The sequence below is a fragment of the Leptolyngbya boryana PCC 6306 genome, assembly GCF_000353285.1.
Classification (GTDB): Bacteria; Cyanobacteriota; Cyanobacteriia; order Leptolyngbyales; family Leptolyngbyaceae; genus Leptolyngbya; species Leptolyngbya boryana.
Window position 1 is genome coordinate 4,045,393 of record NZ_KB731324.1, and the last position, 19,663, is coordinate 4,065,055.

16 protein-coding genes are annotated in these 19,663 nt (G+C 47.7%); 9 read left to right on the top strand and 7 right to left on the bottom strand.

The genetic code is table 11. The features are described from left to right. Positions 1 to 9: 9 nt before the first annotated feature. Positions 10 to 1,143 carry a hypothetical protein gene (locus LEPBO_RS0120235; protein WP_144056238.1) on the bottom strand — a complete coding sequence of 378 codons (1,134 nt, stop codon included), beginning with the start codon at positions 1,141 to 1,143 and terminating at the stop codon, positions 10 to 12. Positions 1,144 to 1,528: 385 nt separating this feature from the next. On the opposite strand from LEPBO_RS0120235, the gene nrdJ reads away from it, so the two are divergent. Next, positions 1,529 to 3,859 (top strand): ribonucleoside-triphosphate reductase, adenosylcobalamin-dependent, encoded by a 2,331-nt coding sequence (nrdJ, locus tag LEPBO_RS0120240; RefSeq protein ID WP_017289394.1) that lies wholly within the window; start codon positions 1,529 to 1,531, stop codon positions 3,857 to 3,859. 293 nt (positions 3,860 to 4,152) lie between these two features. On the opposite strand, the gene LEPBO_RS0120245 is transcribed toward nrdJ, so the two are convergent. The 6 genes from LEPBO_RS0120245 to LEPBO_RS0120270 form a co-directional block, all read right to left on the bottom strand. Next, the gene (locus LEPBO_RS0120245; RefSeq protein WP_017289395.1) at positions 4,153 to 6,684 is read right to left on the bottom strand and encodes a type IV pilus secretin family protein; all 2,532 of its coding nucleotides are present in this window, start codon (positions 6,682 to 6,684) and stop codon (positions 4,153 to 4,155) included. A gap of 51 nt (positions 6,685 to 6,735) precedes the next feature. Then, complete coding sequence (locus LEPBO_RS37670) at positions 6,736 to 7,614, bottom strand: hypothetical protein (protein ID WP_017289396.1); 879 nt, start codon at positions 7,612 to 7,614, stop codon at positions 6,736 to 6,738. Continuing rightward, entirely contained in the window at positions 7,611 to 8,501 is an 891-nt protein-coding gene (locus LEPBO_RS37675; RefSeq protein WP_017289397.1) for a PilN domain-containing protein, read from the bottom strand. The genes LEPBO_RS37670 and LEPBO_RS37675 overlap by 4 nt, the downstream gene beginning before the upstream one ends. Beyond that, positions 8,502 to 9,593 carry a type IV pilus assembly protein PilM gene (gene pilM, locus LEPBO_RS0120260; protein WP_017289398.1) on the bottom strand — a complete coding sequence of 364 codons (1,092 nt, stop codon included), beginning with the start codon at positions 9,591 to 9,593 and terminating at the stop codon, positions 8,502 to 8,504. It abuts the gene before it with no gap. Between the two features lie 570 nt (positions 9,594 to 10,163). Next, the gene (locus tag LEPBO_RS0120265) at positions 10,164 to 11,024 is read right to left on the bottom strand and encodes a 6-carboxytetrahydropterin synthase (RefSeq protein WP_026148780.1); all 861 of its coding nucleotides are present in this window, start codon (positions 11,022 to 11,024) and stop codon (positions 10,164 to 10,166) included. Positions 11,025 to 11,117: 93 nt separating this feature from the next. Beyond that, the gene (locus LEPBO_RS0120270) at positions 11,118 to 12,968 is read right to left on the bottom strand and encodes an ArsA family ATPase (protein ID WP_017289400.1); all 1,851 of its coding nucleotides are present in this window, start codon (positions 12,966 to 12,968) and stop codon (positions 11,118 to 11,120) included. Positions 12,969 to 13,129: 161 nt separating this feature from the next. Here LEPBO_RS0120270 and LEPBO_RS0120275 point away from each other — a divergent pair, with 161 nt between their 5' ends. From LEPBO_RS0120275 to LEPBO_RS0120310, 8 genes are all read left to right on the top strand, one after another. Further along, positions 13,130 to 14,923 carry an AAA family ATPase gene (locus tag LEPBO_RS0120275; protein WP_026148781.1) on the top strand — a complete coding sequence of 598 codons (1,794 nt, stop codon included), beginning with the start codon at positions 13,130 to 13,132 and terminating at the stop codon, positions 14,921 to 14,923. Positions 14,924 to 15,121: 198 nt separating this feature from the next. Further along, positions 15,122 to 15,340, top strand: coding sequence for a gas vesicle structural protein GvpA (gvpA, locus tag LEPBO_RS0120280; protein ID WP_009768191.1), 219 nt, complete (start codon positions 15,122 to 15,124; stop codon positions 15,338 to 15,340). 67 nt (positions 15,341 to 15,407) lie between these two features. Further along, the gene (locus tag LEPBO_RS0120285) at positions 15,408 to 16,436 is read left to right on the top strand and encodes a hypothetical protein (RefSeq protein WP_017289402.1); all 1,029 of its coding nucleotides are present in this window, start codon (positions 15,408 to 15,410) and stop codon (positions 16,434 to 16,436) included. Between the two features lie 16 nt (positions 16,437 to 16,452). Further along, complete coding sequence (gene gvpN, locus LEPBO_RS37680) at positions 16,453 to 17,832, top strand: gas vesicle protein GvpN (protein ID WP_017289403.1); 1,380 nt, start codon at positions 16,453 to 16,455, stop codon at positions 17,830 to 17,832. 35 nt (positions 17,833 to 17,867) lie between these two features. Further along, complete coding sequence (locus LEPBO_RS37685) at positions 17,868 to 18,230, top strand: gas vesicle protein (RefSeq protein WP_051077878.1); 363 nt, start codon at positions 17,868 to 17,870, stop codon at positions 18,228 to 18,230. A 3-nt stretch (positions 18,231 to 18,233) separates the two neighbouring features. Next, positions 18,234 to 18,668, top strand: coding sequence for a gas vesicle protein K (locus LEPBO_RS0120300; protein WP_017289405.1), 435 nt, complete (start codon positions 18,234 to 18,236; stop codon positions 18,666 to 18,668). Positions 18,669 to 18,682: 14 nt separating this feature from the next. Next, positions 18,683 to 19,420: a gas vesicle protein GvpF gene (gvpF, locus tag LEPBO_RS0120305; protein ID WP_017289406.1), complete on the top strand. Its 738-nt coding sequence runs from the start codon at positions 18,683 to 18,685 to the stop codon at positions 19,418 to 19,420. 5 nt (positions 19,421 to 19,425) lie between these two features. Next, positions 19,426 to 19,659: a gas vesicle protein GvpG gene (locus LEPBO_RS0120310; RefSeq protein ID WP_017289407.1), complete on the top strand. Its 234-nt coding sequence runs from the start codon at positions 19,426 to 19,428 to the stop codon at positions 19,657 to 19,659. The last annotated feature ends 4 nt before the right edge of the window (positions 19,660 to 19,663 follow it).

The following is a 19,663-nucleotide window of genomic DNA, read 5'->3' on the forward strand; positions in this document are numbered from 1 at the left end:
CCTAAAAATCTAATTGGCAGGAGGTGTGACCGAAGCAGTTGATCTCTCAGGAACTTTAAACTTAAGCTCATACACCAAAAGATAGGCTTGAGCTTTATTTCTATCGTTCTCTGCTTTTGCCGCTTCGTATTTCTGGATCAGATCGACGACTTTCTCTGGAGTTGCATTGGCTCGAACAATTTCTTCTGCCTTCTGATTCAAAAGCCCATAGCCAGTACTTGCAAGAAGCTGAGGCTTGTCTAACAGTTTGCCGTCTTTGTCCACAAGTACCGCGATCGCAGCAGGATGTTGACGTTCTTGATAATTTTGCAGCACAAAACCATCAGGAAAAGGAACTTCTTGAATCGGATCGTCAGGCTTTCTCAGCAGAATCCGCTCCCACACCAATCCTTTGTCTTTCAGAGATTGCGTAAAGTTTTGGGAATTGACAGCAATGTCTTGGTTTGTCGTGCCTTGAGGATTGTAGCGCGTCAGTGCGAGAAGTTGATCGGTACGGGTTTGCGGAACGGGTGTAGGCGGTGTAGAAGGTTGCGGTTGCTCAGACTGATTGGGGGTTCCAGGCGGAACTGGAGTCGTACCTCGTGCCACTTCAGCCGGATTCGCCTCAGTTAGCCCTGAAGGAGATTGTGGGTTCGTTGGGGCAGGAGTTGCGGGAGGAGTTGTGGGCTTGGTTTGAGGAGGAGTTGGAGGCTGTTGAAGCGCTTGAAATTTTCTGATGCGTTCTCGAATCGCATCAATCTCTGCTTGCGTGAGACTTCTACCCAGGTTGCGCCGCTGCGGAAGCGGAGAAGAAGGAATCGGCAGCGGCGTGAGATCAGGAAGCGTGTAGAGGGGATTTGGAACTGGGGGAATCGTCTGTCCAGTTTGAGGAAGTTGAATTTTGCTGTTAGCAGTGTTCGGGATAGGAGGAAGTCCAAGACGGGACGTTGAAGCTTGAGGAGCGCTGCTGCTCTGAGGAGGTTCGAGCAGACGGACGCGGCGAATCTCGGACTGCGCGGGGTCTGGGGAGGAAGTAAAAGCAGGAAGAGTCGCAAACAGGATCAGATGTGCGCCCACAGAGCCGAGCATCGCCAACGCCGCAGGTTGCTGCAGGGTTTCGGGGAGGTCGCGGAGAAAGTTGGAGAAGGCAGAAGAAGACATCATATGCAGTCGGGGTTCAGCGATCGAGCATGTGGGACTATCTCAGCATTTTAGGACAGCGATCGAACAATCGAGTGTCAGGTTTGTGAAATGGAAACGAAAACTATTCTCTTTTACAACAGATTAATGATTTGACCAGGATTGTTTAACGCCAAATCATAGACAAAACCTTAGACGGAAGCAAGGTCGCATCCGATTTTATAGAACAAATATACGATCGAGGAAATTCCTGCTACGCTAATTTAGTACGCTCGAACTAAGAAAAAATGATCCACTTTCGAGAAAGATGGTGTAGAGTAGATCGCTATTAGACAAAACGCTATATATGGCGTTGCTCATCTCTTTAAATTCAATTCAGGACGCTAGACCTAGACAAAGGGAGTTTCGCATGGTTCAAGATATCGCACGCCCAATAGGGTCGTCTGGCTCTGATTTGCCAGAGTTTGACTCAAAGAACAGTCAATTTCCGGCTTCGGCTCCTGCCGCAAATCCGGTTTTTTACCGAACCTATAGCCGCAAGCTGAGCGAAACTCGTCGCGAGTCTTGGGCACAAGTCAGCCAGCGGACGATCCAAGGACTCGCTGACCTTGGCAATTTTACCCCAGAAGAGCAAGAATTGATCGAACAGATGCAGCGATCGCTGCACTGTTTGCCGTCGGGTCGGTGGCTCTGGGTCGGTGGAACAAATTGGATTGCCAAACCAGAAAATTTCTCAGGATCGTACAACTGTACGAGTACGAATCTGATCGACTGGCGCGCCTTTGGTCTGATGATGGATCTTGCCATGATGGGCAGTGGAACAGGGGCAATATTAGAACCGAAATATACCGATCGTTTACCTGCCATTCGCAATCGCTTGAATGTGACTGTAACCCGCGAAATTGGCGAAGTAGCGGACTTTTTAAGAGAAGAAGCAACCGAGCTTGAGATCAACGGCAATCAAGTCACGATTCAAGTGGGTGATAGTCGTCAAGGTTGGGTGAAGTCCTATCAGAGTTTGCTAGAACTCTCAACCGATGAGCGGTTTACAGGCGATGTCGAAGTCTCGATCGATTTAGGTCACGTCCGTCCCGCAGGTGAAAGATTGAAAGGATTTGGGGGCGTTGCGAATCCGATCAAATTACCTGAACTCTATGCACGTTGTGCCAAAGTTCTCAATCGCGCACTCGGTCGCAAGCTTAGCCCAATTGAATGCTGCTTACTGATTGATGAAGCTGCCGCTTGTGTTGTTGCTGGTAACATTCGACGATCTGCCGGGATGCGTCAAGGCAGCAGTGAAGATGCTGAGTTTGCTGGTGCAAAAGACAACCTCTGGCAGCAAGATGAGCAAGGAAACTGGCGAATTGATCCCGATCGTGACGTGCTCCGCATGGCAAATCACACTCGGGTTTATCACCACAAGCCAACCTTAGAAGAATGTGTAGAAGCAGTTCGCAAGCAGTTCTATTCGGGCGAAGGTGCGATTCAGTATGCTCCAGAAGCAATTGCTCGATCGAATGCTGATATTCTGACTACTCCCGAATTAAAATCCGAGTTTCTTCGGGCGTATGAAGCAGGCAATGGGCAGCAATGGATTCAAGCCAAACATCCAAACATGCCGCTCAAGGAACTTGAGCATCGGTTGGGACGGTACGGGCTGAATCCATGTGGAGAAATTCTTGGTGAAGACTTCCACTGTAACTTGTCTGAGGTTCACCTCAATCAGATTGATCCGCTGGACTACGAAGCTCAAGAGCAGGCATTTACAGCAGGCGCACTTTCAGTTGCAGCTTTGCTCAATCACCGATTTGCTGAGCCTCGCTATCAGTATTCGCGAGAAGTAGATCCGATCGTTGGAGTTTCCTTCACCGGACTGTTTGACTTCTTTGTGAATGCATTCGGAACAGAGTGGTTGCGCTGGTGGGAAGCAGGTAGACCCGATACTTTGACTGGAATGCAGTTCAAAGAGCGCGAGAAAGAATATCTATCGCGCTGGAAAGAGATTGTGCATCGAGTAGTCGGTGAGTACTGCGATCGCCAAGGGATTCGTCGCCCGAATCGTTGTACCACGGTTCAGCCTGCTGGAACAAAATCGTTGTTAACAGGTGCGAGTTCAGGTTGGCATCCGCCCAAAGCTCAGCGCTTTATTCGACGCATTACTTTCCGGAAGAATGATCCGGTTGCACTGGCGTGTTTGGATTATGGATACAGCATTGTTCCGTCTCAGTCCGATAAGGATGAAAACGGCAATTTGTTGAATGATCCATTTGATCCACGGTGTACAGAATGGCTAGTTGAGATTCCCGTGGAAGTGCCTTGGGCAAACATTCCAGGAGCCGACCAGATTGAGATTGAGAAGTTCTCGGCTCTCGCTCAAATGGACTTCTATCTCCAAGTTCAGAAATACTATACTGCTCACAATACCAGCGCTACGATCGAGCTTCGAGAAGATGAAGTAGAAGGGTTAGCACATCGGATTCATCAAGCGATCGAAAACGATGAAGGCTACATTAGTGCAGCGTTACTAGCGCGCTTTGATGCTCCTTTCCCTCGCCTGCCGTTTGAGAAAATCGATCAAGCGACCTATCAGAAATTGCAGGCTGAAGTGTTAGAACGTCGATCGACCGATGACTTCTATGCAGCTTTGGTACGACATGATGGTGGTGACTTGATTGAAGCAGGCCCAGCAGGATGTGATTCTGATAAGTGTCTGTTCTCTGAGACAAAGAAAGAATCTTAGCTTGAGTATTGATAGATAGAACTGAGCCTCCAGGATACTCTGGAGGCTTTTTTGATCAACTCAAATTGCGTGATGGGAAAGCGATCGCATAATATTTGCCTAGTTGCTGTGATGCTAGTGCATAGTGTTGATCATTGACTAACCTTCAATCCGAATGATTTCACAGCGATCGCAAATCTCCGCATTGTTCATCCGCAAACGATCGCATAAAAAAACCAGAGTTCAGTCTTTACTGAACTCTGGTATTGAGTGAACATTTTCAGTGAGATCAGATTACGTATCGCACCATCTGATTAGCGACTTTCTTGCTGTTGCAAGAACTGACGCACTTCTCTACCTGGAACATAACCATAACCGAAAGAAGCCTGATCGCCATCATCAATGACTTGTGGAGTGACCATCACCACAACTTCCTGACGAGTGTTGTTGCGGTTCGTGCTTCTAAACAATGCTCCGAGTAACGGCAGATCTCCTAGGATAGGAACCTTCGTGACAGAAGCTCGATCGGTCTCTTGAATGATTCCAGAAAGAATCAGCGTTTGTCCATCGCGGACTCGAATCGCACCCGACTCAACACTCCGACCGCTGATCAGCGTAATCGGACCTTGAGGCGAATTGACTGCGTTAGAAGGCGCAGAAATGACAGGGTTCACGCGCAACGTAACGAAACCATTGTCATCAATACGATCGACAATCAGATTCAGAATCAAACCTGCTTCCCGGATGATTGGCTCATTCGTTTCAGTACTCTGCGTTCCATTCACCTGAGAATTTCTTCTAAATCCGCTGAAGACTTCTTGCGTCAGCCGAACCGTCGAGCGCTCTCCATCTTGAACAACAACCGTTGGAGAAGCAAGAATCTTTGCGTTACCACTTGTAACCTGAGATTGCAAGCGAGCTAAGAATTGGGTTGGAAACTGAAATAAAGATGGTAGAGCACCAGTAACCGTTCCAAATGCTCCCGGTGTAACGGTTACAGTCGGAGGGGAACCATTTGTCCCAGGAGTTCTAGTAATTACAGTTGGTGTTGCTGTGGTTGCTTCAGTGATTCCTGCTTGAAATGGATCAGACGAAATCCCAGCGCGCTGACTGTACCAGTTTCCATCTCGAATGCTGAGAGGCGGTGGATTCTCAGTAACCTGATCTCCATTGATGATTCTTGTGCCTGGGGCGGTGTTCGCAATAGTAACAGGTTGACCATTCAGATCATAGAAGATGTTAGCACCTGAATAAGGATTATCGATCGTCGGACGACCTGTCAAACTACCTGCTGCTTCTGCATTCGTTGCTGGTCGCGTCGAGCCGAAGTTAAAGACGGCTGCTCCTCGATCGACGTTAAAGAAATTGTTGCCAATCCCAAACGAGAAACTCGTATTGAAGTCTTCGGTCTTCAGCAAGTTAACATCTACAATTTTCACATTCAGTGCAACCTGGCGCTTACGGGCATCAAGTTGACCCAAAAGGCGAGTTGCAACTTCAACTTTACGAGGTGAACCCGTCAACGTAATCGAATTTAATCGATCGTTCGAGGAAACAGCGAGTCCGCGTAATACGAGTGGTGCGCTGCCTTCTGTTGCTCTGAGAGACAAAATCGTAGGAGTGCGAGTTTCGATCGTTCGTGCTGCTGCACCTTCTCCGATCGTCTGAATTTGCACCTGCTCAAAAGGACGCTGTGTTTCTGCCCCTTGTGTCGTTAAAAAGGCTGAAGCATCTGCAACTGAAACCTGGTTGAGACGAATCGTGCGAGTAATGATATTGCGCGCATCATCCGGCAAGCGAGGACCAACAAAGATGGTTCGTCCCACTCGATTCACATCGAGTGCTGCACATGCACCACCACCATTTGCGCCTGCTGCTGGTCCTGCATTTGCAACCGGAATACAAGCAACTCGCAACACATAGTTGAACACGTCCTGAACCGCTTCGTTCTGGATATCCAAAGAAATCGTAGGTCCATTGGGTCTTGCAGCCTGTCCTGCTCCTGCTGCTCCTGCCGCTGCTCCTGCACCAGATTCGCTATAAGCCAAGTTCAGATTCGCTGCCCGTGCTAGCAAAGAAAGCACTTCCCGAACGGGTGCATCTCTCAAGACCAATCGTGGAATTCGTTCATTCGTTCCCAGGTCAATGGTCGTCGGAGACGCATCAATTTGTGACACCGCTTGATCGCCGACAGGAGGAGCAACTGCTCGTCTCATCAGAGGCGGAGTCGGGGCAACTGGAACCGTTGGCTGAGCTTGACTCGGAACTTGCGCGCTCGGCACAAATGGAGTCACCGGAGTCGTCGAAGTCGGTCTTGCTTGCGCGATCGCAGTTCCGGGTAACGATGTCGAAGGCGCTGCTTGAGCCATCGGAGCAAGCGGAACATTCAACGGAACCGCAGCAGTCGGAGCATTCGCTGGAACACTCGCAGGAGCATCCGGCGCACTGCCACCCCCCGCACCCGACACATTCAAGATCACACCTTGAGCATTGCGGCTCGCAATTTGCCCGATCGGTGCAGTTGTTGTTCCCACAACCGTTACCTGCACCCCATTCGCACCCGAAGGAACTACAGAAACTTGAGCAATTCCAGGCGCAGGATTTGCCTGACGGAAGGGTTGGCTAATTTGAGCATTAAAAACGTAAGCATTCCAAGTATTGCCTTGATTGACATTGAAAACTTGAGGCGCTTTTCCACCTTGGGTTTCTAGGATCACATCAAAGCCAGCACCATTCGGATTGATGCGAACATTAGTGACTTGCGTCGGATTAGCAGATGCAGCTTGACCACTGAATAAGGCAACGGTCGCGGCAGTTGCTAGACTGATTGCTCGAAGCTCTTTCACGAGTTAACACTCCTCTTGGGGGTAAATAGGAAATAAAGGTTCAATCTTTAGCTATTTCGCCGGAGTTAAAGGCGGAACAGCTTGCAGTGCCTTACGATCAGCATCGGTCAACGGCAACAGCGCATCCATCTCGAATGTGGTTGCAATCTGGTTGTCCGGTTGGCAGTTCGTCAAGTAGCGAATCGTGCCATCCGGCTGAATCTCATACAACCCTTCGGAAATCTTGTTATCGATCACTTTGACATCGAGATTGCGAATCAGCAGTAACGGCTGAAGTCGCTCGATCGTTCTAAAAATCGATTGAGTCTGATTAAAGTTACCTCGGATATCAATACTGATCGATTGCCGCTTTAACTTCCCGTTAATCGGTGTGCCGAGTGAACCATCGCTAATCACCACAGCACCTTTCTCATCCGGCTTAAACCGCTTGAGTTTGGCTTCAGCGACTAAATCTCCAAACTTATCTTTAAACTCTTGAGCACCACCCGGAGTCGCAAACAACTGCTGCACATACACTGGGCAAGCATTGAGCTTGGTATTTGTCGCAGCTAGTAAACCTGCATTATTTCTTTCAATCAGTTGATTGAGATCGAGCAGCAAGGTATTCAACGTTTTTTCACTCGCAAACAAGCCATAGACCTGATCGCGCTTTTGCTTGGCTTTTGCTAATTGATCCTTTGCATTCTGAATCTGTTTCCGGATTTCTCCTTGCTGTTCAAGCTGTTCGGTCTTCTCTCTAACGCTGCTATTTAAGGATTGATTCGTCTCCCAAGCAGGCATGACCAGATAAGAGACGATGCCACCTGCTGCAACAAGCCCGAGCACTCCTAACAACACTCCGCCAATTGCTGGAGTAAAAGTAACTCCAAACGCAGTCGGATAGCTTGGAGAATTCTCCAACTCCGATTCCGTCATAAAATCAGTCGTCATGGCTTCTTCGCTCCATTCTTTTCAGTCGCATCAGGTTTAGCAGGTGCTTTGGGGGTCGTCGAAATCACACCGCGTTCTTTCAAAGATTCAATCCGAGTCACAAGACCCACTGCCCCTTTACGATCGAGTTCTCGAATCAGTTCCGAAGCAGGCACATCGTTAATCGCGGCTGAAATGACAAATTGCACTTTTCTCGGCAAGCGGGGCGGCTTAATCTCACCTTCGCGCTTCAGCCCAGGAAAATCGGGTAATTGCAGCGTTTTCTCCTCACCCAACTCCGCACTGACCACTTTAGTTGCTTCTGCTTTCAAGAAGTTCGACTGTTGTAACGTCAACAAGAAATCATTGACATCATTCATCGAATTCGCCAGCCCTCTGATTTCGATCTGCCCAGAAACTGGAGGTTTTGCTGCTGCTGCCGGAGTTCCTGCTGCTGGGGCGGCTGGAGCAGGTTGAGCCTGATTGATCTCGACTTTCTGCTGAGTAATCGATGCCAGTTGAATACTCGAAGGCAAGCGATCGCGAATATCCTGGGTCATCGCTGACCAAGGCTTGATTTGGTTAAAGACCGATGCGAGTGCCTGGGCTTCTTCTTCGACCTGTTTCGTCTCCGCTTGAATCGATGAGAGATTCTTCTTCTCAGTTTCTAAATTACCGAGTTGAGTATCGAGATCCGCTTGCTGACGTTCTAAGTCGCCATTGCGCAAGGTGAGAATCCCGAAGAGGACACCTGCAAGCACTGGGAAAAAGATCAGTGCCGCAAACCCAAAATATAAAGGACGCTTTTCTTCAGGTGAACCTGTCGGTTTTGGACGACCGACACTCCGTCGCTTATCGGGCTTAATATCCGGTCTATCGTTGAGAAAATTGACATCTAAACTGTACATTTACCACGCCTCCCGCAGTCCTAAACCCAGCACGACACCCAGACCTGGACGGAGATTGACTGGAATATCCTCGCCACTGATCGATAGGGCTGAGATCGGATCGATTAAGTTACAAGGCAAGCTCAATCGCTGGGTAAAGAACTCGTCAATCTGTCCGATTGCGGCTCCAGGTCCTGCTAACATCAATTGAGCAATTTCTAAGTTCTCGCCTTGATTCAGGTAAAAATCAATCGATCGCCGCAGTTCATCTCCTAGCTCGCCCAACACTCGCAGCATGGCTGCTGCACCCGGATTGCCACCTGGACGATTAGAATCAGCCGTTGGAATCGTCATACCTTGCAGCAGGTCAATGTTGCGCGAAGGCGGTAAATTCATCGCACGAGAGAGTGCAGACTGAATTTGATAAGTTCCGATCGGAACCGTTCGCGAGAATTGAGGCACACCATCTACTGTGATTGAGATTTCAGTGCTCTCGAATTCGATATCGACGATCGCAACAGCTTCTTGAGGAGCAAACTGCCGTAATTGTTCGCGAATCGTACGAATCAGTGAGAAACTGCTAACTTCTAAGACATCTATTTTCAGCCCTGCTTGCTGGAACGTATTGATATACGAATCCGTTACCTCTTTCCGAGTTGCAACCAGTAAGACTTGGACTTTCTCGATCCCATCTTCATCGATAAATAGCCCTAATTTCTGATAGTCTACGTCCGCTTCTTCCCGAGGGAATGGAAGATATAGACCCGCTTCTTGATTCAGCACCATTTCGCGCAGTTCTCGATCGTCGAGTTCTGCTGGAACGGGGATAATTCGAGTCACCGTATCACGTCCACCAGATACCGCAGTTGCCACCTGTTTCACTTTAATTTTGTGTTCGGCTAACGCAGACTGAATGATCTCTGCCATTGCAGGCGGATCGGTGATTTGTCCTTCATGAAAGACACCTTCAGGAATGGGAACGGTTGCATAAGTGCCAAGCCGAAATCCTTGCCCCTGCTTGCGAAGTACCGCAATGTTGAGGCGATCGGCGGCTAACTCAATGCCAACCCCCTTTGACTGTTTTGAGAATAAACTCTTGATACCGTTAACCACAGTTTTGTTAGCCCGCTATTGAGTGAATGAGTGACAGGTTTCGCAATAAAAATATTGCAAGTTTGCTGCTGTTTGGGTGCTGAACTCGACTCAGAAAATTCTGGGTAATCATACGGAAAACAACAGGAAAAATCTGCTATTTTATGAATGATTGAGTTCAACAAACATCTGGTGTAACGAATTTAGACTGCCCAGGTTTTTACAAGAATAAACATCTCAATCCAAAAAGTTAAAAATCCTGAAAGCCCAGTATTTACGGTACTTTTAAGCAATGAAAATGGAGCAGTTTTAGATAAGAAACTACTCTAATTTGATCAGTTTGATGTAATTGTTTCGTTGCTTTTCGCGCACATGAGAGATCGCATTTCGCAATCCTAAAAAGGTGTTGTTTCAATCAGTTCAGCGTCGATACTTAGACCTCCTCTGTATGATTAGAGACACCTATTTGTGCATACTACACGCGATTTGAAAAATGGCACGACTAATTTTTAAGACATAGAATTTATACGGAAACAGCCGATCGTTGAAACCACGATCGGCTGTTTTTGCTGAGAAACAAATTGTGTGAGATTATGCACCTGCAAATGCAGGTTCGCGCATTAACAGGGGCATCACATCACTGACAGAAGCACCGAACACTTCACAAGAATTATTCGGGCTTTCAATCAGCTTCACTTTATAGAGGCGTGCCCCAATTTGCTGAATGGGATCTTCTAGTAAGTCGCGAATATGCACGGCAATATTTTCCGCAGTCGGCACAACTTTCTCAAAGTAAGGAATATCTTTGTTCAGAAACGTATGATCAAATGGCTCAACAACATAGTCATCTACTGCTTTCTGAAAGGCGACGAGATCAGCAATCATTCCGGTGCGGGGGTCGATTTCGCCTTTGATCGTGACTTCTAAATGATAGTTATGACCATGACCATTCGGACGAGCGCACTTGCCGTAGATTTCGCAGTTTTTCTCAAAACTTAAATCAGGACGAGCGAGACGATGAGCCGCACTAAAGTGAGTGCTAATAGTGAGATAGGCTTCCATATTGTTTCCTAGATAATCTGCCCAGAGTTCAGGATGTTCGTAGAGCCGGATATTGACGATCGGTAAATGCGATTCCAGCCTTTTCCAAATCGATCGAGCAATATTTTCGGTGGTGGGAAGAGTCTGTTGAAACTCAGGCCACGCATCATTTAAGTAAGAGAAGTCAAGCTGACTGGTCACTTCTTGCCGGATGACATGCTTCACATCAGACAAGTTTAGAACCATGCCGTATTCGTCTAAATCTCCCAACATGGAGACATACAGCACATAGTTGTGTCCATGTCCGGGAAACCGAGTACATGCCCCAAAGCGTTCAATATTCTCCGCTTCGCTGAGTTCCGGCAGATAGTACCGATGACTTGCCGAAAATTGGGCACGGCGATCGATAATACATTTCGTAGAGTCTTGGAGAAAGGGTTAAGCGTTCAGTTTAAAAAACTTCACACTATTCTTAGGATACGACTTTCATCGGCGTTTTGGATTTTAGATTTGGGATTGTGGATTGAAAGAAACGAGTGAAGCAATAGAGTTGGGCGCGATCAGCCATTCTGAAATCTTTTCGATTTGAGCCATTGGAGCAAGATCACTGGGCGCGTTGGGAAGATTCACAACTGTTTTACCAGCGAATTCTTCTAATCTTTGAGTTGCGCGATTATTGACGATAAACCGCTGATGAATCTGCAATGGTTCGAGCGATCGCACTAAGCGCTCGGTTTCGGCAAAAATCGTCGATCGTGCCTGAACCACGCCAATAAATTCGGTATGCTCAGCGTTTTGAAGCTGTTTGTGAGTCTTGATAATTCGCAGTCTTAACGTGCGTAAGCGGCTCATCAGTTCAGTATGTCCCGCGACGTTCTGATATTTCAGCCAGAGCTTAAAAATCCAGGTGAGCCAATCCGTTAACACAGACGGCATTTCGAGAAAGCGCAAGAGATGCCCAGTCGGAGCTGTATCGAGAATGATCAGATCTTGTGCATTCGATTCCAGCAGTTCCATAACTTCGAGGAGCGCGAGCATTTCATCAATGCCCGGAAGGGCTTGAGCCATGATTTTGCGCCATGCTTCTGGCGTGTAAGCAATTTGCAGCGATTCATCTTGAGTTTTGCCACTCATCATGTCCGCTAATTCCCAAAGATACTCTTCCCGAAAGCGATCGAGCAAGGTTCGAGCATCGACTTCTTGAGCGCTGAGGTTGGGAAGAATGTCAGTTGGCTCATGTCCAAGCTGAGTGCCAAAAGCATCGCCCAAGGAATGAGCCGGATCGATCGAGATGACTCGAATTTTCCGATCTGGATGCTGTTGAGCAAGATTGAGCGCGATCGCGGCTGCAACTGTCGTTTTGCCCACCCCTCCTTTTCCGCCGACCAGAATTAACTTACGCTGTTCTAGGATGAAATCGGGAAGAGACTGAGACGGTGCAATTGGAATCGCTGAAGGGACGAATTCTGAATGAGTTGTAATTAAGCGATCGAGGGCTGCAATTCCAATCGGTTCCTGAGACTGTTGTGAGAATGTCAGCACCGGATCTGCAATCTCTTGAAACTTGCGAACCAATTCCTCCCGTTCAGCGTGAACTTGATTGAGGAACACTCCGCCAAAAGGAATTTTAAGCGCTTCTAGAGCTTTGATTAATCTCTGAGATTCCAGCAAACTGAGCCATTCTGCGATCGCGACAACAAAACAAGCAGATCTTGCTGAATCTTGAAGTAATTGGCGACCGTCGGTTAAATCTCGGCGCATCGATTCTAGAAAGAGATCGACTTCATCCGGTGTGTAGCGACCTGTAAAAGCCTCGCTCATTGTTCGATGCTTGAGCTGAAAGAGTTCGAGAGCCGATAAAAACTCTTCGAGAAACTCCATCAGATTAAACAGTGCCAGCGTATGACCGCTTGGAGCCATATCCACTACGATCCGATCCACAACGCGATCGCGCAATAATCGCTGAATTTCAAGAATCCCCATCAATTCATCTAAGCCTGACCAGCCCAATTCCCAAACTGACGCTAAATCACCTTGCCCAACAAAGCTGCCTCGCTCGACTAATCGCTCTAGAATCTCCCCATATTCCGCTTTGAAGTCTTTCAGCAGCAATTCAGCATCCAATGCCCTGACGCTTAAATTCGGCAAGCTCTCGATGGTTTGAGCCGTATTGCTAACTTCCATCTGCAAAACATCACCTAAAGAGTGAGCCGGATCAGTGGAAAGCAGCAAAATACGATCGTTAGGAAACTGTTTTGCCCAGCGACAAGCAAATGCGCTTGATAGTGTCGATTTCCCAACACCGCCTTTACCGCTAAACATTGCCAGATGGAGAGAATCAAACGAATTCAACATAGTTCTGCGATCGAGTTTGGGCACAATCCTTGTACTGAATGAATTCGAGTTTGGTGCAAATTCTTGGGAGATTCTCTTCAGTGCAGAAACTGAAGAAGCTCAAAACCCATCGCCACCCCGATCCAATCAGTATTTGTAGTCTTCCCACCCAGTACCACCCAATGAGTGAGCTATTTAAAGGATTTGAGCAACTTTTAGAACTTGCCAAAGTGCTAGAAGAAAAAGCCGAAAAAGGTGAACTCAAAGCCAATATTCAAGTCAATCGTGCCGCTTTTAGCAGCATTCCCCGCAACACAGGCGGCATCGGCGTGAGTAGCATGGGCGCGAATCGTTCTCCTCAAGCTCCGACTCAAGATGTAATCGTGACTCCACCGCCTGCCAATTCGACTGCTTCACTTCAGGATGTGGGCGGACTGGGTGAAGTTCTTAAAGAACTCAGAGAATTAGTTGAATTGCCCCTCAAACGTCCAGAAGTTCTCGCAAAATTGGGACTTGAACCGATTCGAGGTGTATTGCTAGCCGGATCGCCAGGAACCGGAAAAACTTTGACTGCACGGGCACTAGCGGAAGAGTTGGGTGTCAATTACATCGCGATCGCTGCTCCTGAGGTAATGGGCAAATACTACGGTGAAGCAGAAGGGCGACTTCGCAGTATTTTTGAGAAAGCGGCAGCGTCGGCTCCTTGCATTATCTTTATCGACGAAATCGACAGCTTAGCGCCTGATCGGGCCAAAGTCGAAGGCGAAGTCGAAAAGCGAGTCGTCGCCCAATTACTCACCTTAATGGATGGATTTGCACAGACAAAAGGTGTAATTGTTCTCGCAGCAACGAATCGTCCGGATCATCTTGATCCAGCTTTACGAAGACCGGGAAGATTCGATCGAGAAATTCAGTTCCGCGTCCCCGATCGCGATGGACGCTTGGAAATTCTCAAAATTCTGACGCGATCGATGCCTCTCAAATCTGTCAATCTCGACTCGGTTGCCGATCTCACGATTGGCATGGTCGGCGCAGACCTCAAAGCAGTCTGTCAAAAAGCAGCTTATACAGCCTTGCGACGGCAAGTTCCCTCATTAAATGCAGTTCCCGATGAATTAACGATCGACCAATCCGATTTTCTACAAGCCTTGAAAGAAGTAAAACCGTCTGTTCTGCGATCGGTTGAAGTCGAATCACCGCAGGTCAATTGGGATCAAATCGGTGGATTAGAAGCCACAAAACGCACCTTACAAGAAGCAGCAGAAGGTGCAATGCTTTATCCTGAACTCTATCAACAAACAGGAGCCAAAGCACCGCGAGGAATTCTCCTGTGGGGATTACCTGGAACCGGGAAAACTTTACTCGCGAAAGCGGTCGCTTCTCAAGCAAGAGCGAATTTTATCTCGGTGACCGGTGCAGAATTGATGAGCCGTTGGGTTGGAGCAGCAGAACAAGAAGTTCGAGATCTGTTTAACAAAGCACGTCAAGCTTCCCCTTGTGTTGTGTTCATTGATGAGATTGATACGCTCGCTCCCGTCCGTGGCAAATTTAACGGCGATTCGGGAGTCAGCGATCGCGTCGTCGGTCAACTCCTGACTGAACTTGATGGATTACAAGACTGTGGTGCGATTCTGTTAATTGCAGCAACCAATCGCCCGGATGAACTCGATCCTGCTTTACTGCGTGCAGGGCGTTTGGATCTGCAAATTCAAGTCAATCTACCCGATGAAGCAAGTCGTTTAGAAATTCTGCGAGTTCACAATCTCGATCGACCTTTATCCGAAGTTGACTTAGCCGCGATCGCAGCTCAGACCGAAGGCTGGAACGGGGCGGACTTAGCGCTTTTAAGCAATCAAGCAGCACTGCAAGCGATTCGACGCTATCGTGCTCAAGGAATGACTGAACCAGAAAATCTAGCAATTAACGGGGAAGACTTCGCGATCGCGTATCAAGCACTCCTAAGCCAACGTCGGTAGAAGCGTGCTGCTATTCGATAGCAGCACAATCCGTGAAACTGCGGGACTGAAAGACTTGAAATATAAAGATTACGTGATTGTTCTCGATAGTCTTAAATCAGAATCTGTCCATGTTAAGTGTGGAAGACTAATCCATCAGAATCTGAGCCGGAACACTTCCACATTCAACTACTCTTAATCACGGAATTACAAACCATCATGGCTGTTGAAAAAGTAAACTCTTCTTCGAGCTTGGCAGAAGTTGTGGATCGCATTCTCGACAAAGGTATTGTTGTTGATGCTTGGGTGCGTGTTTCGCTCGTAGGGATTGAATTGTTAGCAATTGAAGCTCGCGTCGTCATCGCATCTGTAGAAACCTACTTGAAATATGCTGAAGCTGTCGGCTTGACGGCTCAAGCTGCAGTTCCTGCTGCATAGTTTTACGAAACAGAGGAGATCGAGATCTCCTCTGTTTTTTCAATTTTAAACTCAAGTACTTACAGCAATGGCTTTCAAAGATTCCTGGCAACAGCAACGACAAGTAAGACTGCAACAGGTAGCACAGCGTCGTCAAGCCGTTTCTGCGCTCCTCCAAGCAACGCATGAACAACGTCAACTGAATGCGTCTCAACTCCGAAGTGATCTGAGTTTATTTCGCGAAACCTTCGCTTACGACACCAGCTTGCGCCGTCAAAATTTGCATCAGTTCTGTGAAACGCTCCAAGAACAGACTCAAGAATTTTTAGCGGTCGCCCAAGCTGAGCGCAGTCTCATTTCACAACAGTTGAGACATGACCTCAGTGCATTTCGATCTACACTCAAGCAAACTGTAGAATCACTCCGGCGAGAAATTCAAGCCGATCTTCAGATCCTTCAGATTGAAGTTCAAGCGCAGCTAGATGACGCACGCCAGCAGAGAATCAAAAATCAGGTTCGACACTCGCGAAACCTACGCATCTTTGTTGAGCAACTTCACACAACTGTTGACGCATTCCTCGCAGATTGTGCCTTAGAGCGCCAGGAAAAAGCAGCACAAGCTCAACTCGATCGCGAAACTGAATTAGCCGCACTGTTCAAGAAATTTGCTGAATTTCGAGCACAGCTACAACAGTATCGCACTGAACTTTCCCATAGCGTTTGGGGAGACCTTTCTGAGCCAGCGTCTCAACCCGCCCAACCCGCTACACCGAAGCCTGTAGCAGTTGTAGAATCTGTAGAACCTCCTGTCGTAAAACCTGCTGCTAAGCCGATTATTGTCTTGAAAAAGCCCGAAAAGAGAGGGCGAGGGTTCCAAGTTGCGACATCAGCAACATCAGCTTCTCCCAAACCTGCACTCAAGGTAGAGGAAGCTCCTACACTCTCCTCAGATGAGCAGAGAATTTATGACTACATCGAAGACATGCAAGGTGCGCGATTAACTGAAATTGAATCCGCACTCGGCATTACTCGACTTCAGGCTGTAGAAGGACTGCGATCGCTCATTCAGCAAGGCAAAATCACTCAAAAAGATCGCGTTTATTTAATCCATCAATAAGGAAAGGACACGCCCTGTGACGACTGTATTAAGAGCTAGCCCCCGCCACTTTGTCAGTACGCCCGCGCTCGATCGCATTACGCTGCGCGCACTACGTTATTTGCAGTCTGGTTTTTCAGTTCACTTGCGCGGCTGTGCAGGGGTCGGTAAAACGACCCTAGCACTGCACTTAGCTGATTTGCTAGCTCGTCCCATCATGCTGATGTATGGCGATGACGACTCGAAAAGTTCAGACATGATTGGCGCGCAAGCAGGCTACACCCGTAAGAAAGTCGTCGATAACTTCATTCATAGCGTGATGAAGGTTGAAGACGAGATGAAACACACTTGGGTAGATTCTCGATTGACATTAGCTTGCCGAGAAGGATTCACACTCGTCTATGACGAATTTAATCGATCGCGTCCTGAAGTCAATAATGTGCTGCTCTCAGCCTTAGAAGAAAAGCTACTCGTCTTACCTCCGACGAGCAATCAGACCGAATACATTCGAGTCAATCCGCATTTTCGAGCGATTCTTACCTCGAATCCAGAAGAATATTGTGGCGTGCATTCGACCCAGGACGCTTTGATGGATCGCTTGGTCACCATCAATATGCCTGAGCCAGATGAACTGACGCAGCAAGAAATTCTGATTCAGAAGACAGAAATTGAGCGATCGAGTGCTGCATTTATTGTGCGATTTGTGCGAGCGTTTCGACAAAAAACAGGCGCAGAGAAAGCTTCTGGCTTGAGATCGTGCTTGATGATTGCAAAAGTCTGCCAAGAACATCACATTGCTGTCCTCCCTGAAGACGCAGAATTTCGGGATATCTGCTCAGATGTCTTGCTCTCACGCATTGGCATCGCGCTTGAAGATGCAACCAAAATCTTGTGGGCACTTCTCAATGAGCAAATTGGAGCAATTGAAATCCCCGTCATTTCAACACCACAAGCAACCGTTGAGCAAATTGCTCAAACTGTTCAAGCATCCCTCAATGAGCAAACTGAAGCAATTGAAATCCCTGTAATTTCAACGATACAAGCAGCAGTTGAGCAAATTGCAAGTGCTCAACCCGTACAAGCACCCTTTTTAGATGCAGAAGAACGTGCAGAATTAGCACTTCAAGAGCCACTCGAAGCGGCTCCTCTCAACCAACAAGTCGAAGCGCTCTTAAGTGATCTGCCAGAACTGGAAGAAGCGAGTACGATGAATGAGATTGCCGATGAGATTTCTCAAGAGCAGCAAATTTATCGCTATTTACTTCGATCGAAAGGTGCAGGACTCTCAGACCTTGAAAGTGAATTCAGTCTCGTCCGAACTGAACTACTCGAATCGATTCGAGCTTTGACCATTCAAGGTTTAGTCATTCACCGCGATCGACGTTTCTTTGCTGTCGAGCCTGCATTGGAGAGCTAAGTGTGACGACCCCGACGAAGAGCATTCAGAGACCGATGCCCACGGCCACCCAAGGTTCCACCTTGGCAGATGTATTAGAGCGCGTTTTAGACAAAGGAATTGTAATTGCTGGAGACATTTCAGTTTCCGTTGCGACGACTGAATTATTGACGATTCGGATTCGATTGTTGATTTCTTCAGTCGATAAGGCACGTGAGATGGGAATCAATTGGTGGGAGAACAATCCTCATTACAGTGCTCAATCGAGAGAGCTTCTCGAAGCGAATCGCGCACTGATGGAGCGAGTAGAATCGCTAGAAACAGAGCTAAAAGCTTTGCGTCCAGCAGTTTCGCCATCTCTGCCCAAACCACCTGCGACCCCAGCCGAAACCTTGAAATCACTGCTCCAAGATCTGTAAGCTATGTCTTCTCTTGCCCCGAAAGCTAAGCCTGATGCAGGTCTTGCTCCCTTGCTTCTCACCGTGGTCGAACTGATTCGACAATTGATGGAAGCTCAAGTGATTCGTCGGATGGATAGCGGAGAACTCAACGATGCGGATCTCGATCGTGCCGCAGATAGTCTTCGTCAACTTGAAGCACAAGTCATACGATTGTGCGATGTCTTTGAGATTGATCCGGCTGATTTAAACATTGATCTCGGTGAAGTTGGCACATTGCTTCCGAAAAATGGCGGGTACTATCCTGGAGAACGATCGACCAGTCCAACGATTTTAGAGTTGCTCGATCGCTTACTCAACACAGGTGTCGTTCTCGAAGGCAATGTTGATCTCGGTCTCGCTCAAATCGATCTGATTCACGCAAAACTCCAGCTAGTTCTGACTGCAAAGCCCATTTAGCCCCGGTTGAAACGATGAGCAATTTATATTTGTACGGCATTTTCCCCGCTCCCGGTCCTCAAGATCTCGACCTGCAAGGACTCGATCAAAAACCTGTACAGACTCAGATTGTAGATGGGTTTGCGTTCCTCTACTCGGAAGCACAGCAGCAACGCTATCTCGCGAGTCGTCGGAACCTGCTTGGACACGAAAAAGTGTTAGAGCAAGCAATGCAGGCAGGCTATCGGACACTTTTACCGCTTCAGTTTGGTTTAACGATCGAGACTTGGGAAACCGTCTCCGATCAACTTACTGCTCCGCATTTTGAGCATTTAAAAACTCTATTTGAAAAGCTAGATGGACGGCGCGAAGTTAGTATCAAACTGTTTTGGGACAGTGCCGAAGAATTACAAGCGTTGATGGCAGAGAATGCTGAACTTCGAGAGCAGCGCGATAGCTTAGAAGGAAAATCGCTGAGCATGGATGAAATTGTCCGCATCGGGCAAGCGATCGAACATGCGATGAGCGATCGACGCGAAGCCATCATTACTGAGTTTCAAACCACTTTGAATGCAATGGCGATCGAGATTGTCGAGAACGATGTCCTGACTGAAGCGATGATTTACAACGCTGCATACCTGATTCCGTGGGAATCCGAATCAGAATTTAGTCAAGCCGTGGAAAGACTAGATCAACAATTCGACGGGCGCTTGAAAATTCGATACAACGATTTCACTGCACCGTATAACTTTGCTCAATTCGAGCGGGAGTAAATTCTATGGTTTTACGCCTTTTATTTGCGCCTGTGACTGGGATTGGTTGGATTGCAGAACAGATTCAAGAACGAGTCGATACAGAACTCGATCAAACCGAAAATCTCAGTAAGCGACTTCTGGCATTACAGCTCGCGTTTGATATGGGCGAGATTTCTGAAGCAGACTTTGAAGCACAAGAAGAAGAATTATTGCTAGCCATTCAGGCGCTTGAGGACGAACAGGCAGAATCGCAGTAGCATA